The sequence below is a fragment of the Acinetobacter oleivorans DR1 genome (assembly GCF_000196795.1).
Lineage (GTDB): Bacteria > Pseudomonadota > Gammaproteobacteria > Pseudomonadales > Moraxellaceae > Acinetobacter > Acinetobacter oleivorans.
On record NC_014259.1, the window covers coordinates 379,996 to 402,707 of the forward strand.

The window sequence follows — 22,712 nt, forward strand, 5'->3', positions numbered from 1 at the left end:
ATAGCTATTTAATCTCTTGTTCTAAAAGCTGACCTTTTAAAGTTAAGAGTTCAGGTAGGGTTTCTAATAGTAAACTCATTTGTTTTAAGACTAGAGTATAGCTTTCCGAAAAGTGCTCATGAGTTGTTAGATTTTGAATTTGTTTTAAAGTTCGCTCAAGAAAATTAAAGTCAACAGAAGCTTGTTCAAATAAACTCTGATTAAGAATGTGCTGACAATCCAGTAAGAGCTGTAATACCTGTTGATCCTCAATTTTCTGCCGTTGGCTACCTAACGCTGCCACATAGCTCAGTTGGCTGTGGCTATAAACTAAATAGCGAAAAGCGTAATGAATGAGCTGAGGATTTGGATTGGGTTCAGCACTTAAACTCGAGATCATGTTCGATAGCTCGATTTGAGCATTATGGGCAGCCCGACGAATTCGGCGGTATTCTATATCCTGATTTTTGCCATATTGATATTGCTCAACAATCACATTGAAATAATCTAAGGTCGCTTTGCTACTTTTCTTAATATTGTTAGGAATATTGCGGAAGTTCCAATCAGGCCAAATAAAGTTTACGGCAAGCCATGCAATAAAACAGCCTAATAGCGTATCTATAAGACGAGGCAAAATAATGCTGTAGCCAGCACCTTTTAAGTTAAAAATTAACAGCACCATCAGGGTGGCCATAAGCGTCGCCAATGCATATTTCTTTTGTCGTAAATAGAAAAAGCAGACTCCGCAAATAATCGTAATGATGAGCTGACCTTCAATACTCGGTACAAAATATAGAATAGGTATTCCTAATAAGACACCGAGTAAGGTGCCAATGGTTCTTAGTTTAAGACGGCTTTTAGTCGCAAAATAAGTGATTTGGCAGACAAATAAACTAGTCAGTAAAATCCAATAGCCATGCTGAGCAAATGGTAATAATGAAATGGCATAACCTGCGGCGAAAACGACTGCAATTCGTATGGCATGTCTAAATAAGGCTGACTGTGGTGTAAGTTGTTGCCTGAGTTTTAAGATCAGATCTGAAAACCCTTGAATATCATCATCAAGTAAATTTAAGTGCTCTTGTCTTGTTTGGGTATTATTTTCAGGGAAAGGCTGTGCATATTGTAGTTGTTCAAACTGTTCATGCATCCCTTTTAAATTATCAAAAATAAGTCTTAAATTTTTAACTTCAAAGTTTTGAGGATGCTGCTGTATCCAGTCCTTTAAAGAACTCTCCAAATGGTTTAATACCGTCCGGCTTTCTTGCGAAGGCTGAGATGGTCGATTATGCAAAATACATTGAGCTAGATCTTGGCACGCTTGTGCTTGTAGGCGTAGGTTTTTTTGGAAACGGAAAATAAGATCACTACGACTGAAGTTCTGTTGAATATGTTCGTAATGTAAATAATTAGAGGTTGCTTGTTCGTGAATGTCCCGCGCAAAAAAATACAGGTTTAGCCAATAAATACTTTTATTACTGACCCGTGAAGCCTTGAGTCGAGTGAGCAGGGAGCTGCGTATTTGATTGAGACTTTGAGCAACTTGCGTATTTTGTAAGGACAGTTCATATAAAAGTTGTTCAACATTCTCTTTATTGTCGGGATCAAACAAACGTGCTTTTGCTTGTAGTAGAACAGAAATTTCTTTAAAAATTTGTGAGAGCTTATCTTGTAAGGGAAGGGTCGGTTTAATAATAAAAAATAAAATAGATGTAAAGCCGTACCACAAAGCACCATAAACAAAGTAGGTGGGTTGTTGGTACCAGTGCGCATATTCTCCTAAACCGAACATGCTATAAATGGAAAGCAAAATAGTGCCAAACGAAATTGTGGCATAACGTTGCCCTAAAGCGCCTAATAAAATGAAAAAAGCACTAGAAAGAGAAAGATATAAAATAAAGAAAATTTTGTAGGGAGCTAAAAAGCCAAGAATACTACTGACTGTAAAAAAGAGGAGGCAGACGTAAACCAAGTTACGTAATCGAATACTTAAACGATCATCAAAGTCGGTTAACGCTGCTGCAATCGCACCTAAAGTCACAGGAACGATGAGTTCGTTATGGCCTAGCCAAAGTAAACCCAAAGTTGTGCCTGTGAGTACAATCAAAATTTGCAGGCAATAAATTAAAATGGAGTTCGTCTTAAAACTATTAAATATTTGGGTCAGATAGTTCACGGCTTTTGTTCTAAATTAGAGAATACGTGAGAAAGCAGTATGTAACTTTAAATTTTTATTACTTCAAAAATATTATTCTTTTTATCTACAAAAGTCAGTCATTTTTTAAGATTTTATTAGGCTTAAATCAAGTTGTAACGATCAATAAATTAACAAAATTGTGGATATCTTTTTAGATACCCACAATTTGAAAAAGACATAAATTATTTAATCACACCACATGCAATTCGTGCTCCGCCACCACCGAGAGGAAGAGGTGAGTCTGAGTAGTTATCACCACCCGCATGAATCATGATAGCTCGACCTTGAAGATCAGCAAGTTTCAATCGAGGTGCGATTACAGCAGTCGTTGCAACACCAGTATTATCGACTACTAAAGCAGGTAAATCACCTAAGTGGCCAGTTGTTGGAGTACCGTGATGAGGAGCTTGATTCGGGTTGTAGTGACTACCAGCAGCTAAGGCAGCACCCAGTTTCCCATCTTTTACAGCTGGTTCACAAGAGGCATTTTCATGAATATGGAAGCCGCGTGTACCACTTGGTAAGTCAGCTAGAGCAGGCGTAATAATTAAACCTTTGTCGCTATCTTGAAAGCTAATCGTACCTAATTTTTTACCAATACCAGCGGCAGTCACTTCATTTACATCGACCACTTTTTTCGTATGCATTGTCGTTAATGCTTGAGCTGTATCTGATACAGTTTTTGTGACTGAACTACAGCCAACCGTAAAAAAAGCTGTAAGCGCACAGATTGCACCAATTTTATTAAACATCTGCATGATGGGATGTCCTTATAAATATATATGATTATTTGATTCAAACAAACGAAGGTTTAACCTACAAGTTAATTTAAATAGTTAATTTGTATCTAGAAACATTTTTAAATTAAATAAATAGGATCACTCTTTATCGTTAGAAGATTCACTTTCAGAATCATAAATCATAGTCGTTTTAGGCATAGGTTCAGGCTCAATGGTTTCATGTAACCATTCACGCCAAATTGCCAATAAAATAGCTAGAATTACAGGTCCAATAAATAAACCTACTAATCCAAAACTAGCAATACCGCCCAACACACCAAACATGATTAATAAGAATGGAATTTTTGTGGCACCAGAAATCACAAGTGGTCGAATCACATTATCTGAGCTACTAACAATCACTACACCCCAAACCACTACACCAATTGCTTCCATAGTTTGTCCCTGAGAGAACAACCATAGACCGACCCCTAAATAGGAGATGGGTGTACCAAATGGAATTAAAGCCAATAAGAAAGTAGCAATTGTAAGTACCATTGGGTTAGGGACACCTGCTACGAAATAACTTAATCCAGCTAAAACAGCTTGAGCAATTGCAGTTAAACCCACGCCATAGACTACAGCACGAGTCGTTTCAGAGATCGTATCGAGATAATGGTGAATACGAGGGCCTATAACCATTTCTAAGGCTTTACTCACCTGAGATAAAATCATTTGACCATCACGGTAGAAGAAAAATAGGCTAAATACGGCAAAGCCAAGTTTGACAATATTTTTACTAATTTCACCGAGCAGTACACGGCCATAACTTAAATGGCTTTGTACCCAAGCTGCAACATTTTGAATCGTGCTATTAGGGTCGTTATTTAACTCATTGAGTGTACGAGAAATTTCTTTTCCAACAAAAGGAAGATCACGAATAAAATCAGGAACACTTAAATGACCTGAAAAAACTTGACGTTGTAAGTCAAAATATAAGTTGCGGCCTTCATGCTGCAAAATGAAAATAGCGCATGTAAAAGGGACGCCAACAACCAAAATGACCAGACTAATCATTAGAGTTGCATTTAAAGTATTACGGGTTTCTCCAAAAAAACGTTGAATTCTTAAATAAATAGGCCAAGTCATATAAGCAATGATGGCAGCCCAAAGTACAGGAACAATAAAGTATTTCAGGATATTAAATCCTAAAAAAATCAAAATAAAAAACAGCCCAAACAATAAAACGCGCTGTAAATTAGGAGCGTATGGATGCACGAACAATATTTCTCTAATTTTCTACATAGAATAAAGTCATATTAACTGAAAAATAACCTGAGGCAAATTTTAAGGCCGCAATGTAAAGAACCTTATACATCTCTTTTTAGAGACTAAAAGTTATTTAAAACCACTCAGCTTTATCTTCAACTAACTTGTTTAGAACAGGTTGCCATTGATTTTGAATCGTAATAAAGTTTTTTTGAGGCTTATCAAAAATACTTAAGCCTTGCATTGCTAAGCTGCCATATGCAGTGCGTTCAGCAATCCATGCAACAGGTTCCTGTTCAATTTTTTCAAAAAACTGTTGAATATCTTTTGAGCTGGCACTGTTTGGTTTTACGCGATTTGCAAGAAGTAAAATCTGAACTTTGCCTTTACGAATACGCTTAATATCTTGTAAATGCTTTAAAAAGCGACGAGTACTGTCTATATCAAAAAATGAAGGCTGAAGTGGAGTAATAATGGCATGAGCTTCACTAATGAGTTGCTCAGCATGTTCACCTGAAAGTGCACCAGGCGCATCAATAATTAAATAATCCAGATTTTTAGGCGCGTCACCAATTGATTTTTCGTGACGCCAGTCGAGGCTTTGAATTTTTGCGACGCCATCGGGGCGCTGTTTTAACCACTGTAAAGCCGATTTTTGATTGTCCGAATCTGCTAATGCTACTTTATATCCTTTTTGTGCCAATGCTGTTGCCAACGTAATGGCCGTCATGGTTTTTCCGCATCCGCCCTTTTGATTTGCAATAAGTATCGTTTTCATAAATCCAATTATTTTCAGCAGCACATTTGTTTATGTTTTATACCTTAGCATCTTTTTATGTGAAGGAGATGACCACATTTGACAAAAGTTTAAGCTGTTTCGTTATTTTAGATATGATTAGATCTGTAATCTTAATTCGCGCTTTTTAAGGAAAATTTATGTCTGTATGGCTTGCCATGCTTATTGGTGCTGGAATTGGCATCATTATCACTACTCTTATTTTATCAAACACTCGGAATGGCCGAATTAAGGCTGAATATGAACAATATATTGCTGAACTTGAATTAGAGCATCAACAAGCTCTTACTCAAGCACAAAAGAGAAGTGTAAATACAAGCCGTGCGGTGTTGAAAGGAAAAATGGCAGAACAATTTGCTCCAGTTTTGCCTGAATTTCAGTATTTACCCAGCGATGCAAAATTCATGGGCGATCCGGTGGACTATATTATTTTTGATGGATATACCGATTTCCGTGATGGTGATGGTACGGCAGAAGACATTAATATTATTCTACTTGATGTAAAAAGTGGCGGTGCAAGGCTCACTAAAGGTCAGCAAGCGATTGCACAAGCGGTCCAACAAGGCAAGGTTCGTTTTGAAACTTTGAGAATAGATTTTGAAGATTAACAAGCTGTTTAATTCAGCACAAAAATAGACGAAATTGATCTGTATTGTTACTAAATTCCGATATTTTTTTCATCACTTAAGGCTACTATAAATTGAAGATCTATTCACTTTGATCTAGCAATATTTGAGGTGTAACGCGATGAAAAAACAATGTTTGATGATGGGCTTGCTGACTGCTATTGGCATGAGTTCAGCATTTGCATCGACCTCAAGTGAATATAATATTGCCAATGGTTTGAACCCGATAGAAAAAGATCAATCTATTTCTGTGTTACAGCCTTTTCAAGGAAATTTCAGAATCTTGGGTTCAAAAGTTTATCAAAATGATGAACAAGCTAAATTTTCTCCTATCGACTATGCGGTAAGTTGGGGATTGTTTGCACAGCCTGAAATTGCACGTCATATTTCAGTGAAACAATATGACCGCTATTTAAACTGGAAAATTCCTAAATTACCTGTTCCAGCAGAGCAAGCAATGCAAATGGTGTCTAACATGCACATCATTCCTGCAAACCCTGAAATTGCTCAGCAGATTAAACAAGTTAAACGTGGTGATCTCGTTTATCTAAAAGGGGATCTTGTCGAGATTAAAGACAAAAACTTAGTCTGGAAATCTTCACTTACGCCAACCGACACGGGTGATGGTGCATGTGAATTATTCCGTGTTCAGGCAATTCATTGGGTTGAAAAGCAAAATATATAATTTGAAAAAAGCCTTCATAAATATGAAGGCTTTTTTATAAGTAAATTAATACTTATTTCTGTTGCGATGCTTTCCAATATTTTAATTGATTTTGCGCTTGTAAATAGTCGGCAAGATCATTGATCTGTTCATCTTTAGTCGCGTGCTTATCGCTATAGTGTTTTTCTTGGTTTTCCCAATATTGATAAAGTAGTCCCTGAATGTAACGGCCTTGCTCAGTTTTTAAATCTAAATCTTTTAACATGGTTAGAGCAGAGCGCACATTATCGAGTGTACGTTTTTGCTCAAAATCTGTTGTGAGTGTTCCCGCTTCATGCATTTTTGCTAACTCATTTTCCATCTCGTCGCTCATTTCTGTAAAGCGGCGGTCATAGTCTTCTAAAAGTGCAATATCGTGTGCATCATCAGCAGTAGCAGGGAACGTCTTAACCGGTCTTTCATTTAGTTTTTCTAAAACCTGATCTGTAGATGAGGTGGCAGACGGTTGCTCCGTCTTAGCAGGCTCATCCGCTTTTTTACAAGCAGTAAGTAATAGGCTAGAGCAAAGCAAAGACATTAATATGACTTGAGGTGTTTTCTTCTTCATAACTTTCAACCAAACCTATTCACTAATTATTTAACGGGTAACGTACTTTTCTGAAAGTGATATGCATATGTGACATATGGAAAATCAATCTGATCTTGAGGACCTAATCCCGTAAAATCATAAACAATTTTTTCAAACTGTGCTTTGAGTTGTAACTGATCTTTTTCAGTCATTGCAGCAATAAAACTCGTAGAGAGCAAACGTTTACTCACGACTTGTTCGACAGGACCGCATTGCGACTGTGTAAATGTTTGTAGGCTATCAAATACGAATAAATCTTGTTGTTCAAACACACGTTTCCACTTTTCACTATGGTAACGCGGCGTGTCTCCTTCAAGTGGAAGTAGAAAATCAGCTAAGGCTCTCACCCAATCCGTACGCTCGTCGCGTTGATTCCAAACAAGTCCTAAATGTCCTTGTGGTTTTAATACTCTATACATTTCTGTTAGGGTATCAAGGTTGTCAAACCAGTGGAAAGATTGCGCACAAATAATGGCATCAATTTCATGGTCTTCTACAGGAATTGAATGGCTAAAAGCCTGTAATGTTTTGATATCAGTATAAACTTGTTGAAGCTGCTGTAACATCTCGCCAATTGGCTCAACTGCAATAACATCTGCATGTGTTTGTTTTAAGTAGGGTAAGAATTTGCCAGTACCCGATCCAAGATCGATAACAGTAGAGTTTTCCTGTATTTGTAGGCAATTTTGCAGCCAACTTACTATTTCTGCGGGATAATTAGGTCTAACTTGCTGATATAGTTCAGCAGCTGAGCTGAATCCTTTTTGAGCGGCAGGATGTAAGGATTGTGTCATATTTTGCGCTTTTTAATCTGACTGGCATCTATAAAATAAGATACTCCGCAATCATAAATTGGCAAAACACCTATTTTGTTTCATTTTTGACGTTGTATGTGGGAGTAAATTTTCTTTCGGTGTGAGCATGGATAAGCAAATTATTTTTGAAGACGAACACATTAGAGCCATTTTTTTACCAGGCGATTCTAATACATTGGTTCTCTCTTTTGGCGATTTGATTACCCGAGCGAGTGGCTTATCTATCAATGCTGAAAAGTCCCTAATTAAATACCAATATAATATTATTGGGGTAATGCCAAAACAAAAATCATGGTTTCCTCAAGCGAGCATGATTGAGCTGGCAAAAGCGATTTCGCCTATTCTAGAAGGCTTTAAAAATATTGTGGGTTATGGCGGTTCGATGGGCGGCTATGCAGCAATCAAATATTCTAATTTATTGAATATGAATCGTGTGATTGCATTCGTGCCTCAATATTCAATTGATCCTGAGCAGGTTGAAGACCGACGCTATGCCGAGTTTTTCGATGCTGTGGCAAATAAAGACATGCAGATCCAGTCGCAAGATGTCGATGCAGCACGTGAATACGTCATTGTTTATGACCCTTATTTTTCAACTGATCGTGAACATTATCTAAAAATAAAAGAGCTCTTACCAAACTTACATACGATTCATTTGCCATTTACTGGTCATGAAGCATTGTCTGTACTGGCAAGCTCAAGTTTGTTGCATGATTTTATTGAACATGAATTTGATGAAATTTATTTTTATCAGCAGGTTCGCAAGGTCAAAAAGCAAAGTAAGTTTTACTTCCGTAATGTACTTGCGCATGTACTTTCACATCATGATGACATGTTGTTAAAAATATTACGCCAAAATGATTTTCAGCTTGATGAGCGTTATTTTGATAACCCTCTTAAACAGGCTATTACTCGTAGTCTGATAAAGACACAGCAAGCAACTGAGCTAGACTTTCAAAAGTTAGGTATTAAAGTACAGCGAATTCAGGATGCTGCAAATTATAACGAAGGATTGCAGACCAGCTTTGGCTCAATTTTGGTATTCAACCTCATTAATTCAAAGTTTGAAAGTTATGCTCTAGATGTTCTGCTGGCGAATAAGTCTTATTTAATTCCAATTGTGGCTGAACACACTGGTGTAGTGCATATTAAATTAAATAATGAAACTTATTTGTTAGGAATGAATGATCGCAAAGTCATTAAATTGTTCAAGCACGACGAGCCTTTATCATCTGATATGAGTCCGTTTGTAGTCAAAAAATATTCCGACTGTTTTGCAATCAGCTATAAGCAATTAAATTTATCTTGTGATGAACATGGGATGTGTGAATTTATAGAAGGTTCAATTCAGCCGACTGAACAACTAGTCTCGATCAGCTTTTAAAACTTTATAGTGGTTAAATAAAGCTCAGACCTTAAGGTTTGAGCTTTATTTTTTGCTTAAAAAATATTTTTTCATAAACTTATTTGTATATTAATTTGAAATTCATTATTTAAATAAATAGTGTGTTTGTTCTACGAATATTTATTGTATTAAAAGTAGATATAGCTAGTGGTGAATATAAATACTATATTTTAAAATAAATGGGTTTTATTAATATATAAATTATAGAAATAGTGCCAGGTTAATTAAAATACATAAATAACGATGTTTTTTTATAACATTATGTTTTTGTTATTTATTTTATTTAAAGAGGATGGGGCTGCTTAAAATAAGTTCACTATTCAAAGATAATTGCATATTTATTTTTTTCTCCTAAAATGATTTTTTACTAAATTGTCGTTACAGTTTTTTATATGCAATCATTAAATTATCGGAATAATGATGCATCGCAACATGGAAGTTCTGCACCTTTGAAACGAGCAATGAGTACTCGACATTTGGTGATGATCTCCCTTGGCGGTGCCATAGGTACAGGTCTTTTTTTAGGGTCGGGTGATGTAATTTCCCAAGCTGGCCCAATTGGCGCAATTATTTCTTATTTTTTAGGCGGTTTAATTGCCTATACCGTGATGTTATGTCTTGGTGAGCTTGCGGTACATGTACCAGAATCAGGATCATTCGGTGAGTACGCTCGTCGCTATATTGGTCCGGGTACGGGCTATATGATCACTTGGTTATATTGGTTAACTTGGACCGCGACTTTAGGAACTGAATTTACCGCCGCAGCTTTACTGGTTCGGGAGTGGTTTCCTTCTACTTCGGTTTGGGCTTGGACGCTATGTTTTGGTGCCTTGGTTTTTTTCATTAATATTAGTTCAACGCGATTATTTGCCGAGTCAGAGTTTTGGCTGGCACTTGTGAAAGTTGTCACAATTATCTTTTTTATTGGCTTGGGTTTGCTGGCGATTTTTGGCTTCATTCCTTATCACGGACACGAAACTGCGCCGTTGTTTAGCAATTTAACTGCCCAAGGCTGGTTCCCACATGGGTTATTTCCAATTTTTACAACCATGCTGATTGTTAATTTTGCTTTTTCGGGTACAGAATTAATTGGTGTGGCAGCTGGGGAGGCAGAGAATCCAGCACAGACAGTTCCTAAAGCAATCAATGCTGCTATTTGGCGACTACTGATTTTCTTTGTCGGCACAATTGTTGTAATTAGTTCATTGTTACCATTCCAGCTTGCTGGTTTAAGTGGTAATGAGGTGAGTAATAGTCCTTTTGTGACTGTGTTTAATTATATTGGTATCCCATATGCCGAAGATATTATTCGCTTTGTGATTATTACGGCTTTACTCTCTGCTGCAAATTCTGGTTTGTTTGCTGCTTCACGTATGATGTGGTCGCTTTCTGCAAAGAACCAATTACCAAAAATCTTTTCTAAACTTACACCTTCAGGAACACCTATTGTAGCTATTGTGGTCACAATGCTGGGTGCTATACCAGGGTTACTTTCAGAGCAATTTGCACCTGAAACTATTTTTAAGAATTTATTGGGTGTTGCTGCTTTCACCATGGTTGTAGTGTGGATTGCAATTTGCGTATCTCAATTCAACTTCCGTAGACAGTGGTATAAATCAGGTAAGACTGCAAAAGATTTGCGTTTTGCTGCTCCTTTATTTCCTTTAACTCCAATCGTGGGTGGTTTGTTCTGTGCTATTACTTGTATTAGCATGGTATTCGATCCTTCGATGCAGGTTGGCTTTATCTGCTGTATTGTTTTCATTCTTGTGTGTTATGCGAGCTATTTCATTTTTTATCACAAGAAAGATGTGATGTAGAGCTAAGCAAAGATATGCTTTCTGAAGCATAGTCTAAAGGCCCCATTTGGGGCTTTTTTATTGCCTGTAGGAAATTAGAAAAGGGTGGATTTTATATATTTTTTTTAAAAATGAATTTTTATTTTTGATCATAAAAACAAATATTGTTTTATAAATTTACCACTGATCGGATTTTTATTAATATTTATTTATTATAAATATTTGATTAAGTCTATGTTTAGTCTTGTTATTTAATAGAGAGCTGTTTTTAGTTTTTTGGAATATAAGGGTTGAATGAACGCAATATGGATTTAATGTGAAGAATAGATAATTTTTTGATAGTTTTTTAAAAAATGAAAGTTATTAAGTTATTGTTATATATTAATAAAAATATTTACATTTTTTGTATTTATGGTTGTTTGTTTTCTATAATATTTTTTTATTAAAGTTAAGGGTTTTTTAATATTTGTTGTTTTTTTATTATAAATGTCAGTTCGATTTGATTATTTTTTCTCTTCTTATTTATTTTAAAATGTTCTAAATGAGCTTGCTCTATGCTATATTTATTGGAAGATTTTATATCTATGTTGCGGCTTAATTTTAAGCAGTATGTGTGGAAATAATTAATCTGTAGGATTATTGAACAAAGTTTATTTTAAAAAGACTAATGGAGGGATCTATCGATTAGTCAAAAAAATTTTATGGACTCATGGTTTTTGTAAATCATAGTTCTTTTTAACTCCCAAACGGTTATGTCACTTCTTTTGTATTTATATTTCAGCCGGCTGGTTTTAGTGGGTTGTGGCTAGTTTTTTGCTTTTATAAAACTCTCTTTATAAACAGCAATTTAGACAAAAGAAAACTTGTAAAAGATATCGGTATATAAAAGTAGATCGTACTTTTAGTACCAACAAATGGAATTTAAAAAATCTGATGCTTTAGAAGAGCAAAAGATTTAGTAAATAAACTAAGGCACTGTTATTTCAGGGTTTTAGTTGCTAAATAATAAAGATTACAGATTTATCAAATCTGAGTCTATGAAGGTATATAGGAAAAAAGATGTCAGATCTTTCATACGTAAACGAACACAGCGATGCATGGCAAACTTACTTGGCACAAATTGACCGTGTTGCTCCGTACTTAGACCACTTAGCTGAGTTTATCGACACTTTAAAACGTCCAAAACGTGCACTTATTGTAGACGTGCCAATTGTAATGGATGACGGTTCTATTCAGCACTTTGAAGGCTACCGTGTACAACACAACTTGTCTCGTGGTCCTGGTAAAGGTGGTGTTCGTTACCATCCGAATGTTGATTTGAACGAAGTTATGGCGTTATCTGCATGGATGACAATTAAAACTGCTGTTTTGAATTTGCCATTTGGCGGTGCAAAAGGTGGTATCCGTGTTGATCCGCGTAAATTATCTAATCGTGAATTAGAGCGTTTAACTCGTCGTTATACGACTGAAATCGGTCACATTATCGGGCCTCAAAAAGATATCCCAGCTCCAGACGTTGGTACAAATGCCAATATCATGGGTTGGATGATGGATACTTACTCTACAAGCCAAGGTTACACAGTAACTGGTGTTGTAACTGGTAAGCCAGTTCACTTAGGTGGCTCTTTAGGTCGTGTTAAAGCGACTGGTCGCGGTGTATTCGTTACAGGTCGCGAAGTAGCTGCAAAAATCAATTTACCAATTGAAGGCGCGAAAATCGCTGTTCAAGGTTTTGGTAACGTAGGTAGTGAAGCTGCTTTCTTATTTGTTGAATCAAAAGCAAAAATCACTCACGTTCAAGATCACACTGGCACAATTTTCAATGCTGATGGTATTGATCTTGTTGCATTACGTGAACACGTAAATGCAAACCAAGGTGGTGTTGGTGGTTTCGCTGGCGCGCAAGCAATTGCTGATGAAGATTTCTGGACTGCAGATGTAGACATCATTATTCCTGCTGCGTTAGAAGGTCAAATCACAGTTGAACGTGCTGAAAAACTTAAAGCTAAGTTGATTTTAGAAGGTGCGAACGGCCCGACTTATCCTAAAGCTGAAGACGTATTAGTTGAGCGTGGCATTGTTGTAGTACCTGACGTTGTATGTAACGCCGGCGGTGTAACTGTAAGTTACTTCGAATGGGTTCAAGACATGGCGAGCTACTTCTGGACTGAAGAAGAAATCAATGAGCGTTTAGACAAATTGATGGTTCAAGCTATGGATGACGTTTGGAACACAGCGAATAGCAACGCTTGTACTTTACGTACAGCAGCTTACATCTTGGCATGTGAGCGTATTTTAAAAGCTCGTAAAGAGCGTGGTATTTTCCCGGGCTAATCTGCGGAAATTACTTTTAGGAAAAGTGGTCTGAGCAAATATTAAGGATGTTATAGGGTTATTTGTTCAGCCCCTTTTCCTGAATGATTTAAATTTAAGTGTTATCGAATATATTAAATAAATACTGAGGTAAGCATGGAACAGCCAATTTCTGTAACTCGAAGCAACTTTAACGACTGGATGGTTCCAGTTTTTGCACCGGCAAATTTCATTCCGGTACGTGGCGAAGGTTCACGTATTTGGGATCAAGAAAATAAAGAATATATTGATTTTGCAGGCGGGATTGCAGTAAACGCATTAGGTCATGCGCATCCAGTGGCAGTGAATGCTTTAACAGAACAAGCAACAAAACTTTGGCATGTAGGTAACGGTTATACAAATGAACCCGTTCTACGCCTTGCAAAACAACTCACCGAAAATACATTTGCAGATAAGGTTTTCTTCTGTAACTCAGGTGCAGAAGCGAATGAAGCTGCATTAAAACTGGCTCGTAAAGTTGGTTTAGATAGCGGCGTTGCTGGTAAAAGTGGCATTGTGGCATTTAATAATGCTTTCCATGGCCGTACCTTATTTACCGTTTCAGCGGGTGGTCAGCCTAAATATTCACAAGACTTTGCACCACTTCCAAACGGTATCAACCATGTTGCCTTTAATGATTTAGAAGCTGCAAAAGCAGTCATTAATGAACAAACTTGTGCCGTGATTGTTGAACCGATCCAAGGTGAAGGCGGCGTTATTCCTGCTGACATCGAATTTTTAAAAGGTTTACGTGCACTGTGTGATGAGTTTGGTGCCTTACTTATTTTTGATGAAGTGCAAACTGGTGTAGGCCGTACAGGCGCACTGTATGCCTACATGAACTCTGGCGTTATTCCAGATGTGTTAACAACTGCAAAAGCATTAGGCGGTGGCTTCCCAGTCGGTGCAATGTTAACAACTGATAAATTTGCTCCGCATTTTTCAGTGGGTACACATGGCACGACTTATGGTGGTAACCCGCTAGCAAGTGCGGTTGCAGGTGCAGTATTTGAGTTTATTAATACGCCTGAAGTACTCGAAGGTGTGAAGCATCGTCATCAATATTTCCTCGATGCACTAAATGCATTAAACGCTGAACATCAGATTTTTGAAGAAATTCGTGGTCAAGGTTTATTGATTGGCTGTGAATTAAAAGCTGAGTATGCAGGGAAAGCTAAAGATATTACGACTTGGGCGGGTGAAGAAGGTTTACTTGCTTTAATTGCAGGCCCGAATGTGGTTCGTTTTACTCCGTCGCTTATCATTCCTGAACAAGATATTGATGAAGGGATTGCTCGTTTAAAAAGAGCGTTGGCTAAATTGGCTAAATAAAAAAAAGGAAAGCTAGCCATGATGATTGTCCGTCATGCCGAGTTTCGAGACCTTGAAGATATTTATAAATTAGCGGGTAAGTCGGGTGTAGGCCTGACTTCCTTGCCACAAAATATGGATACACTTTCGGCTCGAATTTCACGTACTCGCAATACTTTAAATGGCAATGTCCATAAAAGTGAACAAGGCTATCTGTTTGTTCTTGAAGATACAGAAGCTCAACGTGTTATTGGTTTAAGTGCAATTGAAGTTGCTGTAGGACTCATTGAGCCTTGGTACAACTTTCATGTTGGTACTCAAGTACACGCTTCAAAAGCACTAAACGTTTATAAGTCACTACCTACCTTATTTTTGAGTAATGACAGAACGGGTAGTAGTGAACTCTGTACATTATTTTTAGATCCAGAGCGTCGTGAAAACCAAAACGGTAAATTCTTATCGAAAATCCGTTTTATGTTTATTGCTGCCTTTAAGCAATATTTCGAGAAAAAGTTAATTGCTGAAATGCGTGGTTTCTCAGACGAAAATGGATGTTCTCCATTTTGGGATGCGATTGGTCACCATTTCTTTAATATGGATTTCTCAACAGCAGACTATTTAAGTGGAATTGGGCAAAAAGTATTTATTGCAGAGCTTATGCCACGTTTTCCAGTCTATGTGGATCTCTTGCCAAAAGATGCGCAAGAGGTGATTGGAAAAATGCACCCACAAACTTTGCCTGCTTACCATGTGCTTGAGTCAGAAGGCTTACGCTATCAAGGATATGTCGATATTTTTGATGCGGGTCCAACCATTGAAGCCAATATTGATGAATTGCGGGCAGTAAAAGAAAGTCAGTTTTTAAACGTCAAAATTACAAGTGAAGCTGCGGTCGGTAAGACCCAATATCTCGTTGCCAATGATAATTATCATGACTATAAGGCAATGTTGATGAAGCTTGATCTTGTTGATAACACTATAAATTTAACACATGAACAAGCTGAAAAACTCGGTGTACAAGAAGGTCACGTTGTTCGTGTGTTATCACTAAATCCAATGGAAGTATCCTGATGTCAAACTCTTTATTTATAAACGGTGTCTGGTTACAAGGCAGCGGCACAACATTTGAAAAAACAAATCCAGTTGATAACCAAACTGTATGGTCAGGTGCTGAAGCAACTGCTGCTGATGTAGAGCAAGCTTGTCAGGCAGCGCGTACTGCATTTCCAGCATGGGCACGTTTGCCACTTGCAGAACGTGTAGCGATTGTTGAGAAATTCGCAGCTTTGCTTGAAGAAAATAAAAAGCATTTAGCAGAAGTAATTAGCCAAGAAACCAGTAAGCCATTTTGGGAAACATTAACTGAAGTTCAATCAATGATTGGCAAAGTTGCGATTTCAATCCGTGCTTATCATCAGCGTACAGGTGAAAGCTCAACTGAAATGGCCGATGGTGTAGCATCTTTACGTCACCGTCCACATGGTGTGCTTGCAGTTTTCGGTCCATATAACTTCCCGGGCCATTTACCAAATGGGCATATTGTTCCTGCATTACTAGCAGGTAATACCGTGGTATTTAAACCAAGCGAATTAACACCTTGGACTGCTGAAGAAACTGTAAAACTTTGGCAGCAAGCTGGTTTGCCAAATGGTGTTATGAACTTGGTGCAAGGTGGTCGTACCACTGGTGAAGCGTTAGCTGCTTCACATGAAATTGATGGTTTATTGTTTACCGGAAGTGCAAACACGGGTTATCACTTGCATAAGCAAATGGCGGGTGCACCTGAGAAAATCCTTGCGCTTGAAATGGGTGGCAATAATGCATTGATTATTGATGAAATTATCGATGTCGATGCTGTAGTTAATCTCACTATTCAATCTGCATTTGTTTCGGCGGGTCAGCGTTGTACATGTGCACGCCGTATCTTGGTGAAAAATGGCGCAGAAGGTGATGCATTTATTCAACGTTTCGTTGAAGTTGCTAAAAATCTAAAAGTTGGTCGTTGGAACGATGAGCAACAACCATTTATGGGTGGCGTTATCTCGTCAGTTGCCGCATCAAATATGATGCTTGCTCAGCAAAAATTGCTTGAGCTTGGCGCAAAAAGCTTGTTGCCAATGACGCGTCCGCAAGAAGATAGTTCGTTACTTACTCCAGGCATTGTTGATGTAACAGGCATCACTGATATTCCAGATGAAGAATATTTTGGTCCGCTTACGACGATTCAACGTTATGACAACTTTGAAGAAGCATTAAAAATTGCGAATGCAACTCGCTTTGGTTTGTCTGTTGGTCTGGTTTCACCAAAACGTGCACTGTTTGATCAAGTACTTATTGAAGCGCGTGCCGGTATTGTGAACTGGAATAAGCCATTAACAGGTGCTTCAAGTGCTGCACCTTTTGGTGGTGTCGGTGCATCTGGTAACCACCGCGCAAGTGCCTTTTATGCAGCTGATTATTGTGCTTGGCCAATGGCTTCACTTGAAAGTGACAGCTTAACCTTACCAGAAAAATTATCTCCAGGGATTGTGTTGCCTTAAACACTAGGGAAAGAAAAATGAAAGGATATGAAGTAAATTTCGATGGTTTGGTGGGACCAACACATCACTACGCGGGCTTGTCGTTTGGTAATGAAGCATCGACAAAAAACCGTAATAATGCCTCGAATCCAAAATTAGCAGCTAAACAGGGCTTGCTAAAGATGAAGGCCTTGGCTGACATGGGAATGAAACAAGGTGTGCTTGTTCCGCATGAGCGCCCACATGTTCCAATGTTACGCCGTTTAGGTTTTACAGGAGATGACATTAGCGTAGTTGCTCAAGCAATGCGTCATTCACCTGAACTATTATCATCGCTAAGTTCAGCTTCGCCAATGTGGACTGCAAATGCGGCAACTGTTTCACCTTCGGCAGATAGCCAAGATGAACGCGTGCATTTTACAGCAGCGAACTTGAATAATAAGTTTCACCGTTCAATTGAGGCTGAAACTACAAGTCAGGTCCTACAAGCGATCTTTAAAAATGAACGTCATTTTGTTCATCATGAAGCTTTACCACAAGTGGCCTTGTTTGGTGATGAAGGTGCAGCAAATCACAACCGTTTAGGGGGTGATTATGCTAAGCGCGGTGTTCAAGTATTTGTTTATGGTCAACAACATTTAAATAATGGTTTACCAGGACCAAAACGCTATCCAGCTCGTCAGACGCGTGAAGCAAGTGAAGCAATTGCACGTTTGCATCGTTTAGATGATGCACATACTGTTTTTGTTCAACAAAATCCGGATGTAATTGATCAGGGTGTATTCCATAACGATGTTATCGCGGTAAGTAACCAGCAGGTTTTATTCCATCATCAACATGCATTCTTAAATCAAGATCAAGCTTTTGCTGAAATTCGCCAGAAAATGGCAAGCATCGGTGAAGATTTTATCTCGATTGAAGTTCCTGAAAACCGCGTTACTGTTGATGATGCCGTAGCAACTTATTTATTTAATAGCCAGATTTTGACTCGTCCAGATGGTGGAATGACCATTGTTGTGCCAGAAGAGTCTCGCCAGAATAAGGCAGTTTGGGGTTATCTGAACGATATGGTTCAGATGGGTACACCAATTGATGCTATTCAGGTATATGACTTACGTGAAAGTATGCGTAATGGTGGTGGTCCGGCATGTTTACGTTTACGCGTAGCTTTAAACGAAACTGAGTTAAATGCTGTAAATCCAAAAGTTCTCATGAACGATCAGTTGTTTGGCACACTCAATCAATGGGTAGATAAACACTATCGTGATCGCTTAGCGCAAGAAGATTTGGCTGATCCGCATTTATTGATGGAAAGCCGTATGGCACTCGATGAACTGACCAAAATTTTAGGTTTGGGTTCGGTCTATCCTTTCCAAAAATAATGAGGAGGTGACATGCAAGATTTTCTAGCATTAACCTTACAAGGTGAGCAACCTAAAACCCGCGAAGGAAAACAAGATAATTTTTCTTGGCGTTGGTTAGGTGAAGGACTTCTTGAATGTACGCCAAATGCACAGTACGACAAAGCTGTCGTACTGTCAGCTGGAGTACATGGTAATGAAACAGCACCAATTGAATTGTTATCTCATCTATGCACAGATTTGTTTGCAGGACGTTTAAACCTTGCTGTGAGATTACTGTTTGTACTGGGTAATCCTTATGCAATGCGTCAAGGTAAACGTTATGTGCATGACGATGTAAACCGAATGTTTTGTGGTGGATATAAAACTCTACCTGTGACTGAAGAGTCAAAGCGTGCTGAAGTTTTAGAGCAAGTGGTTGCGACTTTTTTTCAGGAAAGTTCAAGCCAAGCAAAACGTTATCACTATGATTTGCACACCGCAATTCGTGCTTCTTTGTTGCCAACGTTTGCTTTATTTCCCTATCAAACACATGCTTATGATGGAGATTTGACAGCGAGCCTTGAATCAGCTGACTTGGACGCTTTGGTTTACCACAATGCGGTCGGTAAAACCTTTACGCATTTTACCAGTGAAAATTTTAAAGCTGCGAGCGCAACTTTAGAGTTAGGCAAAGCCTTACCATTTGGACAAAATGACTTGAGCCAGTTTGCTGCAATTGATGAAGTGATTCGTCATGTGGTTTCTGAGCAAGCCTTGCCACCACGTAATAAAACAAAAATTCGGGTCTTTAAAGTATCGGACTCTTTAATTAAAAAAGACGAAGATTTTCAGATGAACTTATCGGCTGAAGCACCAAATTTTTCGACTTTTACCAAAGGTGAGATCATTGCGACTCAACCTTCTGGCAATTATGTTGTTGAGCAAGATCAAGTCTGGATTTTATTTCCAAATCCAAATGTGAAACTTGGTTTACGTGCAGGTTTGGTTTTAACTGAAACCAGCTGAACATTTGATTTTTAAGAAATAAAAAAAAGGGCAATGAATTGCCCTTTTTTTATTTATAAGATATTAGTTCGTACCGAAAAGGCCTTTAACCCAAGATTTCTTTTCAGCTTTTTGTGTAGACGTTTGAGCACCAGCGTTTATATTTGCGTTTGTGTTAACTCCAACAGGGCCAACGTTAACACCAACATTTACACCAGTTTGAGCATTAATTGCATGTGCTGGTTGAGCTGCATTCAACTGTGCTTGGGCATCAGCTTTAGTATCTGCTACAAATTCTTTTTGCTCAGCTTGATTTTGAGCTACACGAGTTTTTACTGCATCTACATGCGCTTGAGCATTAGCTTGTTTTTCAGCAGTAAATTCTTTTTGGTCTGCTTGTTTTTCTGTAACTTTAGTCTTTACAGCATTAAAACCTGCTTTTGTATCAGCTTTAGCCTCAACTGCTAGGTTTTTAGTGCCGTTTGCAGCTTTAGTCGCTGCATTTTTAGTACCTGTTACTGCTTCAGTAGCAAAATGTTTAGTACCAGTTGCAGCTTTAGTCGCTACATTTTTAGTACCTGTCGCAGCTTCGGTAGCAAAGTGTTTGGTGCCTGTTGCAGCTTCAGTTGCTATGTGTTTTGTACCATTTGCAGCTTTAGAAGAAAGTTCAGTCACTTTTCCTGTTGTTTTTTTAGTTGCTTTAACTGTAGTGTCAGCAGCGACATGACTAGCATGCTTTGCTGTGCTGCCTACAGTGTGTGCAGTATTTTTGACTGTATTGGCTACGCCACTAACAAGACCACCCGGTTGTACATTTACTTGAGCAGAAGCATCTGCATTAACGCCCGCACTTTGTGCAAAAATAGAAGCAGAAGCAAGAACACTTGCAGTAACGATAGCTGTTTTCATCATTTTCATTGCGATATCCTTCAAAGAATATACCCTTTTAGTGAGGTATTTCATAAACGCAAACGAATCATAGCCAAGGGAATATGGGCTTGGGAACTGACTTCATCAAAACGTTACAACAGTGTTACGTTGAGTAAACAGACTAGGGAGGAATTGTGGAGATTAATAAAAATTAATAATAAAGTGAAAAAGAACATTTATTTATTAGAAAATCTAATTAGGCAAAATGAGTTCTTATTATTTAGTTTTAAAAAAAATATCTTTTAATTTTTTCATTTCGTTTTTACGAATTTGTTCTCTATATCTTTAAATGTGATGTAAATCTCATTATTTATTGCAGTAAACGGCATAGTTATTGCTTATTATGAGAATAAGGCGCTTTTTAGCACTTTTTTGAACCATCTTCTGCCAGAAATATAAACGTACAGGGCAGAACTGTATTTTTGCTTATTCGGGATAAAGTTATTTTAACTTTTTAGTGGTTATGTATTTCATTAAATAGATTTTTCACATGAAAAATATATTAAGAAATGCTGCTTTATTTCAAATAATCAAAAATAAAAATAGATATCTATAAACAAAAAAACAGAGATATGACAGATGAAAATTATTGCTTCCCTTCTTGTAATAGTCGGCTTGATCGCCGTTGTTCTCTATTTAAAGCCCACAAGTGGTGCATCTGATGTGTTTAATTCTGCTTTACATGAGTCGAATTCGCCACAACCAGACACATCGTCTTTTCTTTCTAAACTTAAGGAGCCTACTCAACCTAGAAATCTATCTCAACATTCAACTCATTCACAATCGGTATCAGCTGATACTGTTCCTTTTTATGACACAAAAAGTGATCCTTCAATTCAACCGATTGATCCAGAAAAAGATCCAGCAAATGAAATAAAAGCGAAATAAGTAAATTGTTAGTTGAAAAACTACGGAGAAAAATAATGCAAAGTAAAACGTTATTTCTATTAGGTCTATGTACGATTTTAAGTACAACTGCATCAGCTCTTCCTTTAGATTCTAAAGGTGCTAAACAGCGATTAAATCAGGCAGCAAAACAAAAAGTATTTCAGGGCAAAATCGATTTAGATGCCTTGGTTAATAATGATTCGAATGATTTAATTGTTGAATACAATATTGCTTCGGTGAGCGTGCCTTCCGGGTTAGAACGGCGAAGTTATATTGCAACAAATAAGAAAAATTTACAGGCAAGGTTTAACCGTGCTGGTGGTGTTCAAGTACTTCGAGACTACAATAATTTGCCTTTAGCTTTTTATCGGATTAGTAACCGCGAAGCTTTGGTCTCTTTACTCAATGATCCGAATGTTAAAGCGGTTTATCCAAATCGTATTAATCAAACCACGACCAATGAAAGTTTACCTTTAATTAATCAACCACAAGCAAATACCAATGGTTTCACTGGTGAAGGCTCGAGTGTTGCAGTGATTGATACAGGGGTGAATTATCTTCATTCTGATTTTGGTTGTACGGCAGTAAATACACCGTCAAATACTTGTCGCGTAGTTTACTCATTTGATAGTGCACCAGATGATGGCGCTTTAGATGATGATGGGCATGGTAGTAATGTTTCAGGTATTGTGTCTAAGGTTGCCACCAAGACCAAAATTATAGGCATTGATGTGTTTAGAAAGGTCAGATCCCAAGGTAAATGGGTAAGCACAGCTTATGATAGTGATATCCTCGCAGGGATTAACTGGGCTGTAAATAATGCACAAACCTATAATATTAAAGCAGTTAACTTAAGCCTTGGCGTACCAGGTGTTAAATATACCTCTGAGTGTAGCGACAGCAGTTATGGAACGGCATTTGCTAATGCACGAGCTGCTGGTGTAGTACCTGTAGTCGCTTCAGGCAATGATGCATTTTCAGATGGAATTTCATCTCCTGCCTGTGTTGCTGGTGCAGTAAGAGTTGGTGCTGTTTATGACAGTAATATTGGTGGTGTGTCATGGGGGAATCCAGTGAAATGTTCTGACCCAACAACAGCAGCAGACAAAGTAGCGTGCTTCAGTAATGGTGGTAGCCTTGTGACTTTATTGGCACCGGGGGCAATGATTACCGCGGGTGGCTACACTATGGGAGGTACATCTCAAGCGACACCACATGTGGCAGGTGCGATTGCTTTATTACGAGCGAATAGCGTAAGTCCAACAGAAAGTATTGATCAAACCATCAGCCGTTTAAAAACGACAGGTAAACCAATTACTGACTCAAGAACGGGCTTGGTTTTCCCGCGTATTGATTTACTGGCAGCAACAAATGGTTTAACCATTAATTAATAGCTTATTTATAATTTTTTAAATTAGGTCCAAGAAATTTTTAAAATAGCTATAACCCGTTGCAGAAGGTAGCTTT

19 protein-coding genes are annotated in these 22,712 nt (G+C 37.9%); 12 read left to right on the forward strand and 7 right to left on the reverse strand.

Going from position 1 to position 22,712, the window contains the following annotated elements; translation table 11 throughout:
* Positions 1 to 4: 4 nt before the first annotated feature.
* The 4 genes from yccS to AOLE_RS01800 all read right to left on the reverse strand — a co-directional run bounded on the left by yccS (position 5) and on the right by AOLE_RS01800 (position 4,942).
* On the reverse strand, positions 5 to 2,155 hold the full coding sequence (yccS, locus tag AOLE_RS01785) for a YccS family putative transporter (protein ID WP_013196734.1): 2,151 nt from the start codon (positions 2,153 to 2,155) through the stop codon (positions 5 to 7).
* A gap of 203 nt (positions 2,156 to 2,358) precedes the next feature.
* Positions 2,359 to 2,928, reverse strand: coding sequence for a superoxide dismutase family protein (gene sodC, locus AOLE_RS01790; protein WP_081399247.1), 570 nt, complete (start codon positions 2,926 to 2,928; stop codon positions 2,359 to 2,361).
* Positions 2,929 to 3,054: 126 nt separating this feature from the next.
* Complete coding sequence (locus AOLE_RS01795) at positions 3,055 to 4,173, reverse strand: AI-2E family transporter (RefSeq protein WP_013196736.1); 1,119 nt, start codon at positions 4,171 to 4,173, stop codon at positions 3,055 to 3,057.
* 124 nt (positions 4,174 to 4,297) lie between these two features.
* Complete coding sequence (locus tag AOLE_RS01800) at positions 4,298 to 4,942, reverse strand: ParA family protein (RefSeq protein WP_013196737.1); 645 nt, start codon at positions 4,940 to 4,942, stop codon at positions 4,298 to 4,300.
* A 158-nt stretch (positions 4,943 to 5,100) separates the two neighbouring features.
* Here AOLE_RS01800 and AOLE_RS01805 point away from each other — a divergent pair, with 158 nt between their 5' ends.
* Together AOLE_RS01805 and AOLE_RS01810 are read left to right on the forward strand one after the other, a co-directional pair.
* The gene (locus tag AOLE_RS01805; RefSeq protein WP_002116954.1) at positions 5,101 to 5,568 is read left to right on the forward strand and encodes a Holliday junction resolvase-like protein; all 468 of its coding nucleotides are present in this window, start codon (positions 5,101 to 5,103) and stop codon (positions 5,566 to 5,568) included.
* 139 nt (positions 5,569 to 5,707) lie between these two features.
* Positions 5,708 to 6,271 (forward strand): hypothetical protein, encoded by a 564-nt coding sequence (locus AOLE_RS01810; RefSeq protein WP_013196738.1) that lies wholly within the window; start codon positions 5,708 to 5,710, stop codon positions 6,269 to 6,271.
* Between the two features lie 52 nt (positions 6,272 to 6,323).
* Here the strand turns inward: AOLE_RS01810 and AOLE_RS01815 are convergent, their stop codons facing one another.
* Entirely contained in the window at positions 6,324 to 6,857 is a 534-nt protein-coding gene (locus AOLE_RS01815; protein WP_023274370.1) for a hypothetical protein, read from the reverse strand.
* 26 nt (positions 6,858 to 6,883) lie between these two features.
* Positions 6,884 to 7,672 carry a class I SAM-dependent methyltransferase gene (locus AOLE_RS01820; RefSeq protein WP_013196740.1) on the reverse strand — a complete coding sequence of 263 codons (789 nt, stop codon included), beginning with the start codon at positions 7,670 to 7,672 and terminating at the stop codon, positions 6,884 to 6,886.
* 127 nt (positions 7,673 to 7,799) lie between these two features.
* Here AOLE_RS01820 and AOLE_RS01825 point away from each other — a divergent pair, with 127 nt between their 5' ends.
* The 8 genes from AOLE_RS01825 (at position 7,800) to astE (ending at position 19,448) form a co-directional block, all read left to right on the forward strand.
* Entirely contained in the window at positions 7,800 to 9,077 is a 1,278-nt protein-coding gene (locus AOLE_RS01825) for a hypothetical protein (RefSeq protein ID WP_013196741.1), read from the forward strand.
* 413 nt (positions 9,078 to 9,490) lie between these two features.
* Positions 9,491 to 10,918, forward strand: coding sequence for an amino acid permease (locus tag AOLE_RS01830; protein ID WP_013196742.1), 1,428 nt, complete (start codon positions 9,491 to 9,493; stop codon positions 10,916 to 10,918).
* A 1,038-nt stretch (positions 10,919 to 11,956) separates the two neighbouring features.
* Entirely contained in the window at positions 11,957 to 13,231 is a 1,275-nt protein-coding gene (locus tag AOLE_RS01835; protein ID WP_013196743.1) for a Glu/Leu/Phe/Val family dehydrogenase, read from the forward strand.
* A 135-nt stretch (positions 13,232 to 13,366) separates the two neighbouring features.
* On the forward strand, positions 13,367 to 14,581 hold the full coding sequence (locus tag AOLE_RS01840; protein ID WP_005301100.1) for an aspartate aminotransferase family protein: 1,215 nt from the start codon (positions 13,367 to 13,369) through the stop codon (positions 14,579 to 14,581).
* An 18-nt stretch (positions 14,582 to 14,599) separates the two neighbouring features.
* Complete coding sequence (gene astA, locus AOLE_RS01845) at positions 14,600 to 15,631, forward strand: arginine N-succinyltransferase (protein WP_005301103.1); 1,032 nt, start codon at positions 14,600 to 14,602, stop codon at positions 15,629 to 15,631.
* Positions 15,631 to 17,100: a succinylglutamate-semialdehyde dehydrogenase gene (gene astD, locus AOLE_RS01850; RefSeq protein WP_013196744.1), complete on the forward strand. Its 1,470-nt coding sequence runs from the start codon at positions 15,631 to 15,633 to the stop codon at positions 17,098 to 17,100. The genes astA and astD overlap by 1 nt, the downstream gene beginning before the upstream one ends.
* Positions 17,101 to 17,117: 17 nt before the next feature.
* Entirely contained in the window at positions 17,118 to 18,461 is a 1,344-nt protein-coding gene (gene astB, locus AOLE_RS01855; protein ID WP_004789725.1) for an N-succinylarginine dihydrolase, read from the forward strand.
* 12 nt (positions 18,462 to 18,473) lie between these two features.
* Complete coding sequence (astE, locus tag AOLE_RS01860) at positions 18,474 to 19,448, forward strand: succinylglutamate desuccinylase (protein WP_013196745.1); 975 nt, start codon at positions 18,474 to 18,476, stop codon at positions 19,446 to 19,448.
* 63 nt (positions 19,449 to 19,511) lie between these two features.
* On the opposite strand, the gene AOLE_RS01865 is transcribed toward astE, so the two are convergent.
* Positions 19,512 to 20,345, reverse strand: a complete 834-nt coding sequence (locus AOLE_RS01865) for a hypothetical protein (protein ID WP_013196746.1) — start codon at positions 20,343 to 20,345, stop codon at positions 19,512 to 19,514.
* A gap of 591 nt (positions 20,346 to 20,936) precedes the next feature.
* On the opposite strand from AOLE_RS01865, the gene AOLE_RS01870 reads away from it, so the two are divergent.
* Positions 20,937 to 21,245, forward strand: a complete 309-nt coding sequence (locus AOLE_RS01870; protein WP_013196747.1) for a hypothetical protein — start codon at positions 20,937 to 20,939, stop codon at positions 21,243 to 21,245.
* 35 nt (positions 21,246 to 21,280) lie between these two features.
* Positions 21,281 to 22,636, forward strand: coding sequence for a S8 family peptidase (locus AOLE_RS01875; RefSeq protein WP_013196748.1), 1,356 nt, complete (start codon positions 21,281 to 21,283; stop codon positions 22,634 to 22,636).
* Positions 22,637 to 22,712 lie beyond the last annotated feature (76 nt).

Bases quoted from the DNA above. Each gene is read 5' to 3' on its own strand.
- sodC (WP_081399247.1), bottom strand. From the start codon at position 2,928: ATGTTTAATAAAATTGGTGCAATCTGTGCGCTTACAGCTTTTTTTACG.
- AOLE_RS01800 (WP_013196737.1), bottom strand. From the start codon at position 4,942: ATGAAAACGATACTTATTGCAAATCAAAAGGGCGGATGCGGAAAAACC.
- AOLE_RS01805 (WP_002116954.1), top strand. From the start codon at position 5,101: ATGTCTGTATGGCTTGCCATGCTTATTGGTGCTGGAATTGGCATCATT.
- AOLE_RS01810 (WP_013196738.1), top strand. From the start codon at position 5,708: ATGAAAAAACAATGTTTGATGATGGGCTTGCTGACTGCTATTGGCATG.
- AOLE_RS01815 (WP_023274370.1), bottom strand. From the start codon at position 6,857: ATGAAGAAGAAAACACCTCAAGTCATATTAATGTCTTTGCTTTGCTCT.
- AOLE_RS01820 (WP_013196740.1), bottom strand. From the start codon at position 7,672: ATGACACAATCCTTACATCCTGCCGCTCAAAAAGGATTCAGCTCAGCT.
- AOLE_RS01825 (WP_013196741.1), top strand. From the start codon at position 7,800: ATGGATAAGCAAATTATTTTTGAAGACGAACACATTAGAGCCATTTTT.
- AOLE_RS01830 (WP_013196742.1), top strand. From the start codon at position 9,491: ATGCAATCATTAAATTATCGGAATAATGATGCATCGCAACATGGAAGT.
- AOLE_RS01835 (WP_013196743.1), top strand. From the start codon at position 11,957: ATGTCAGATCTTTCATACGTAAACGAACACAGCGATGCATGGCAAACT.
- AOLE_RS01840 (WP_005301100.1), top strand. From the start codon at position 13,367: ATGGAACAGCCAATTTCTGTAACTCGAAGCAACTTTAACGACTGGATG.
- astA (WP_005301103.1), top strand. From the start codon at position 14,600: ATGATGATTGTCCGTCATGCCGAGTTTCGAGACCTTGAAGATATTTAT.
- astD (WP_013196744.1), top strand. From the start codon at position 15,631: ATGTCAAACTCTTTATTTATAAACGGTGTCTGGTTACAAGGCAGCGGC.
- astB (WP_004789725.1), top strand. From the start codon at position 17,118: ATGAAAGGATATGAAGTAAATTTCGATGGTTTGGTGGGACCAACACAT.
- astE (WP_013196745.1), top strand. From the start codon at position 18,474: ATGCAAGATTTTCTAGCATTAACCTTACAAGGTGAGCAACCTAAAACC.
- AOLE_RS01865 (WP_013196746.1), bottom strand. From the start codon at position 20,345: ATGAAAATGATGAAAACAGCTATCGTTACTGCAAGTGTTCTTGCTTCT.
- AOLE_RS01870 (WP_013196747.1), top strand. From the start codon at position 20,937: ATGAAAATTATTGCTTCCCTTCTTGTAATAGTCGGCTTGATCGCCGTT.
- AOLE_RS01875 (WP_013196748.1), top strand. From the start codon at position 21,281: ATGCAAAGTAAAACGTTATTTCTATTAGGTCTATGTACGATTTTAAGT.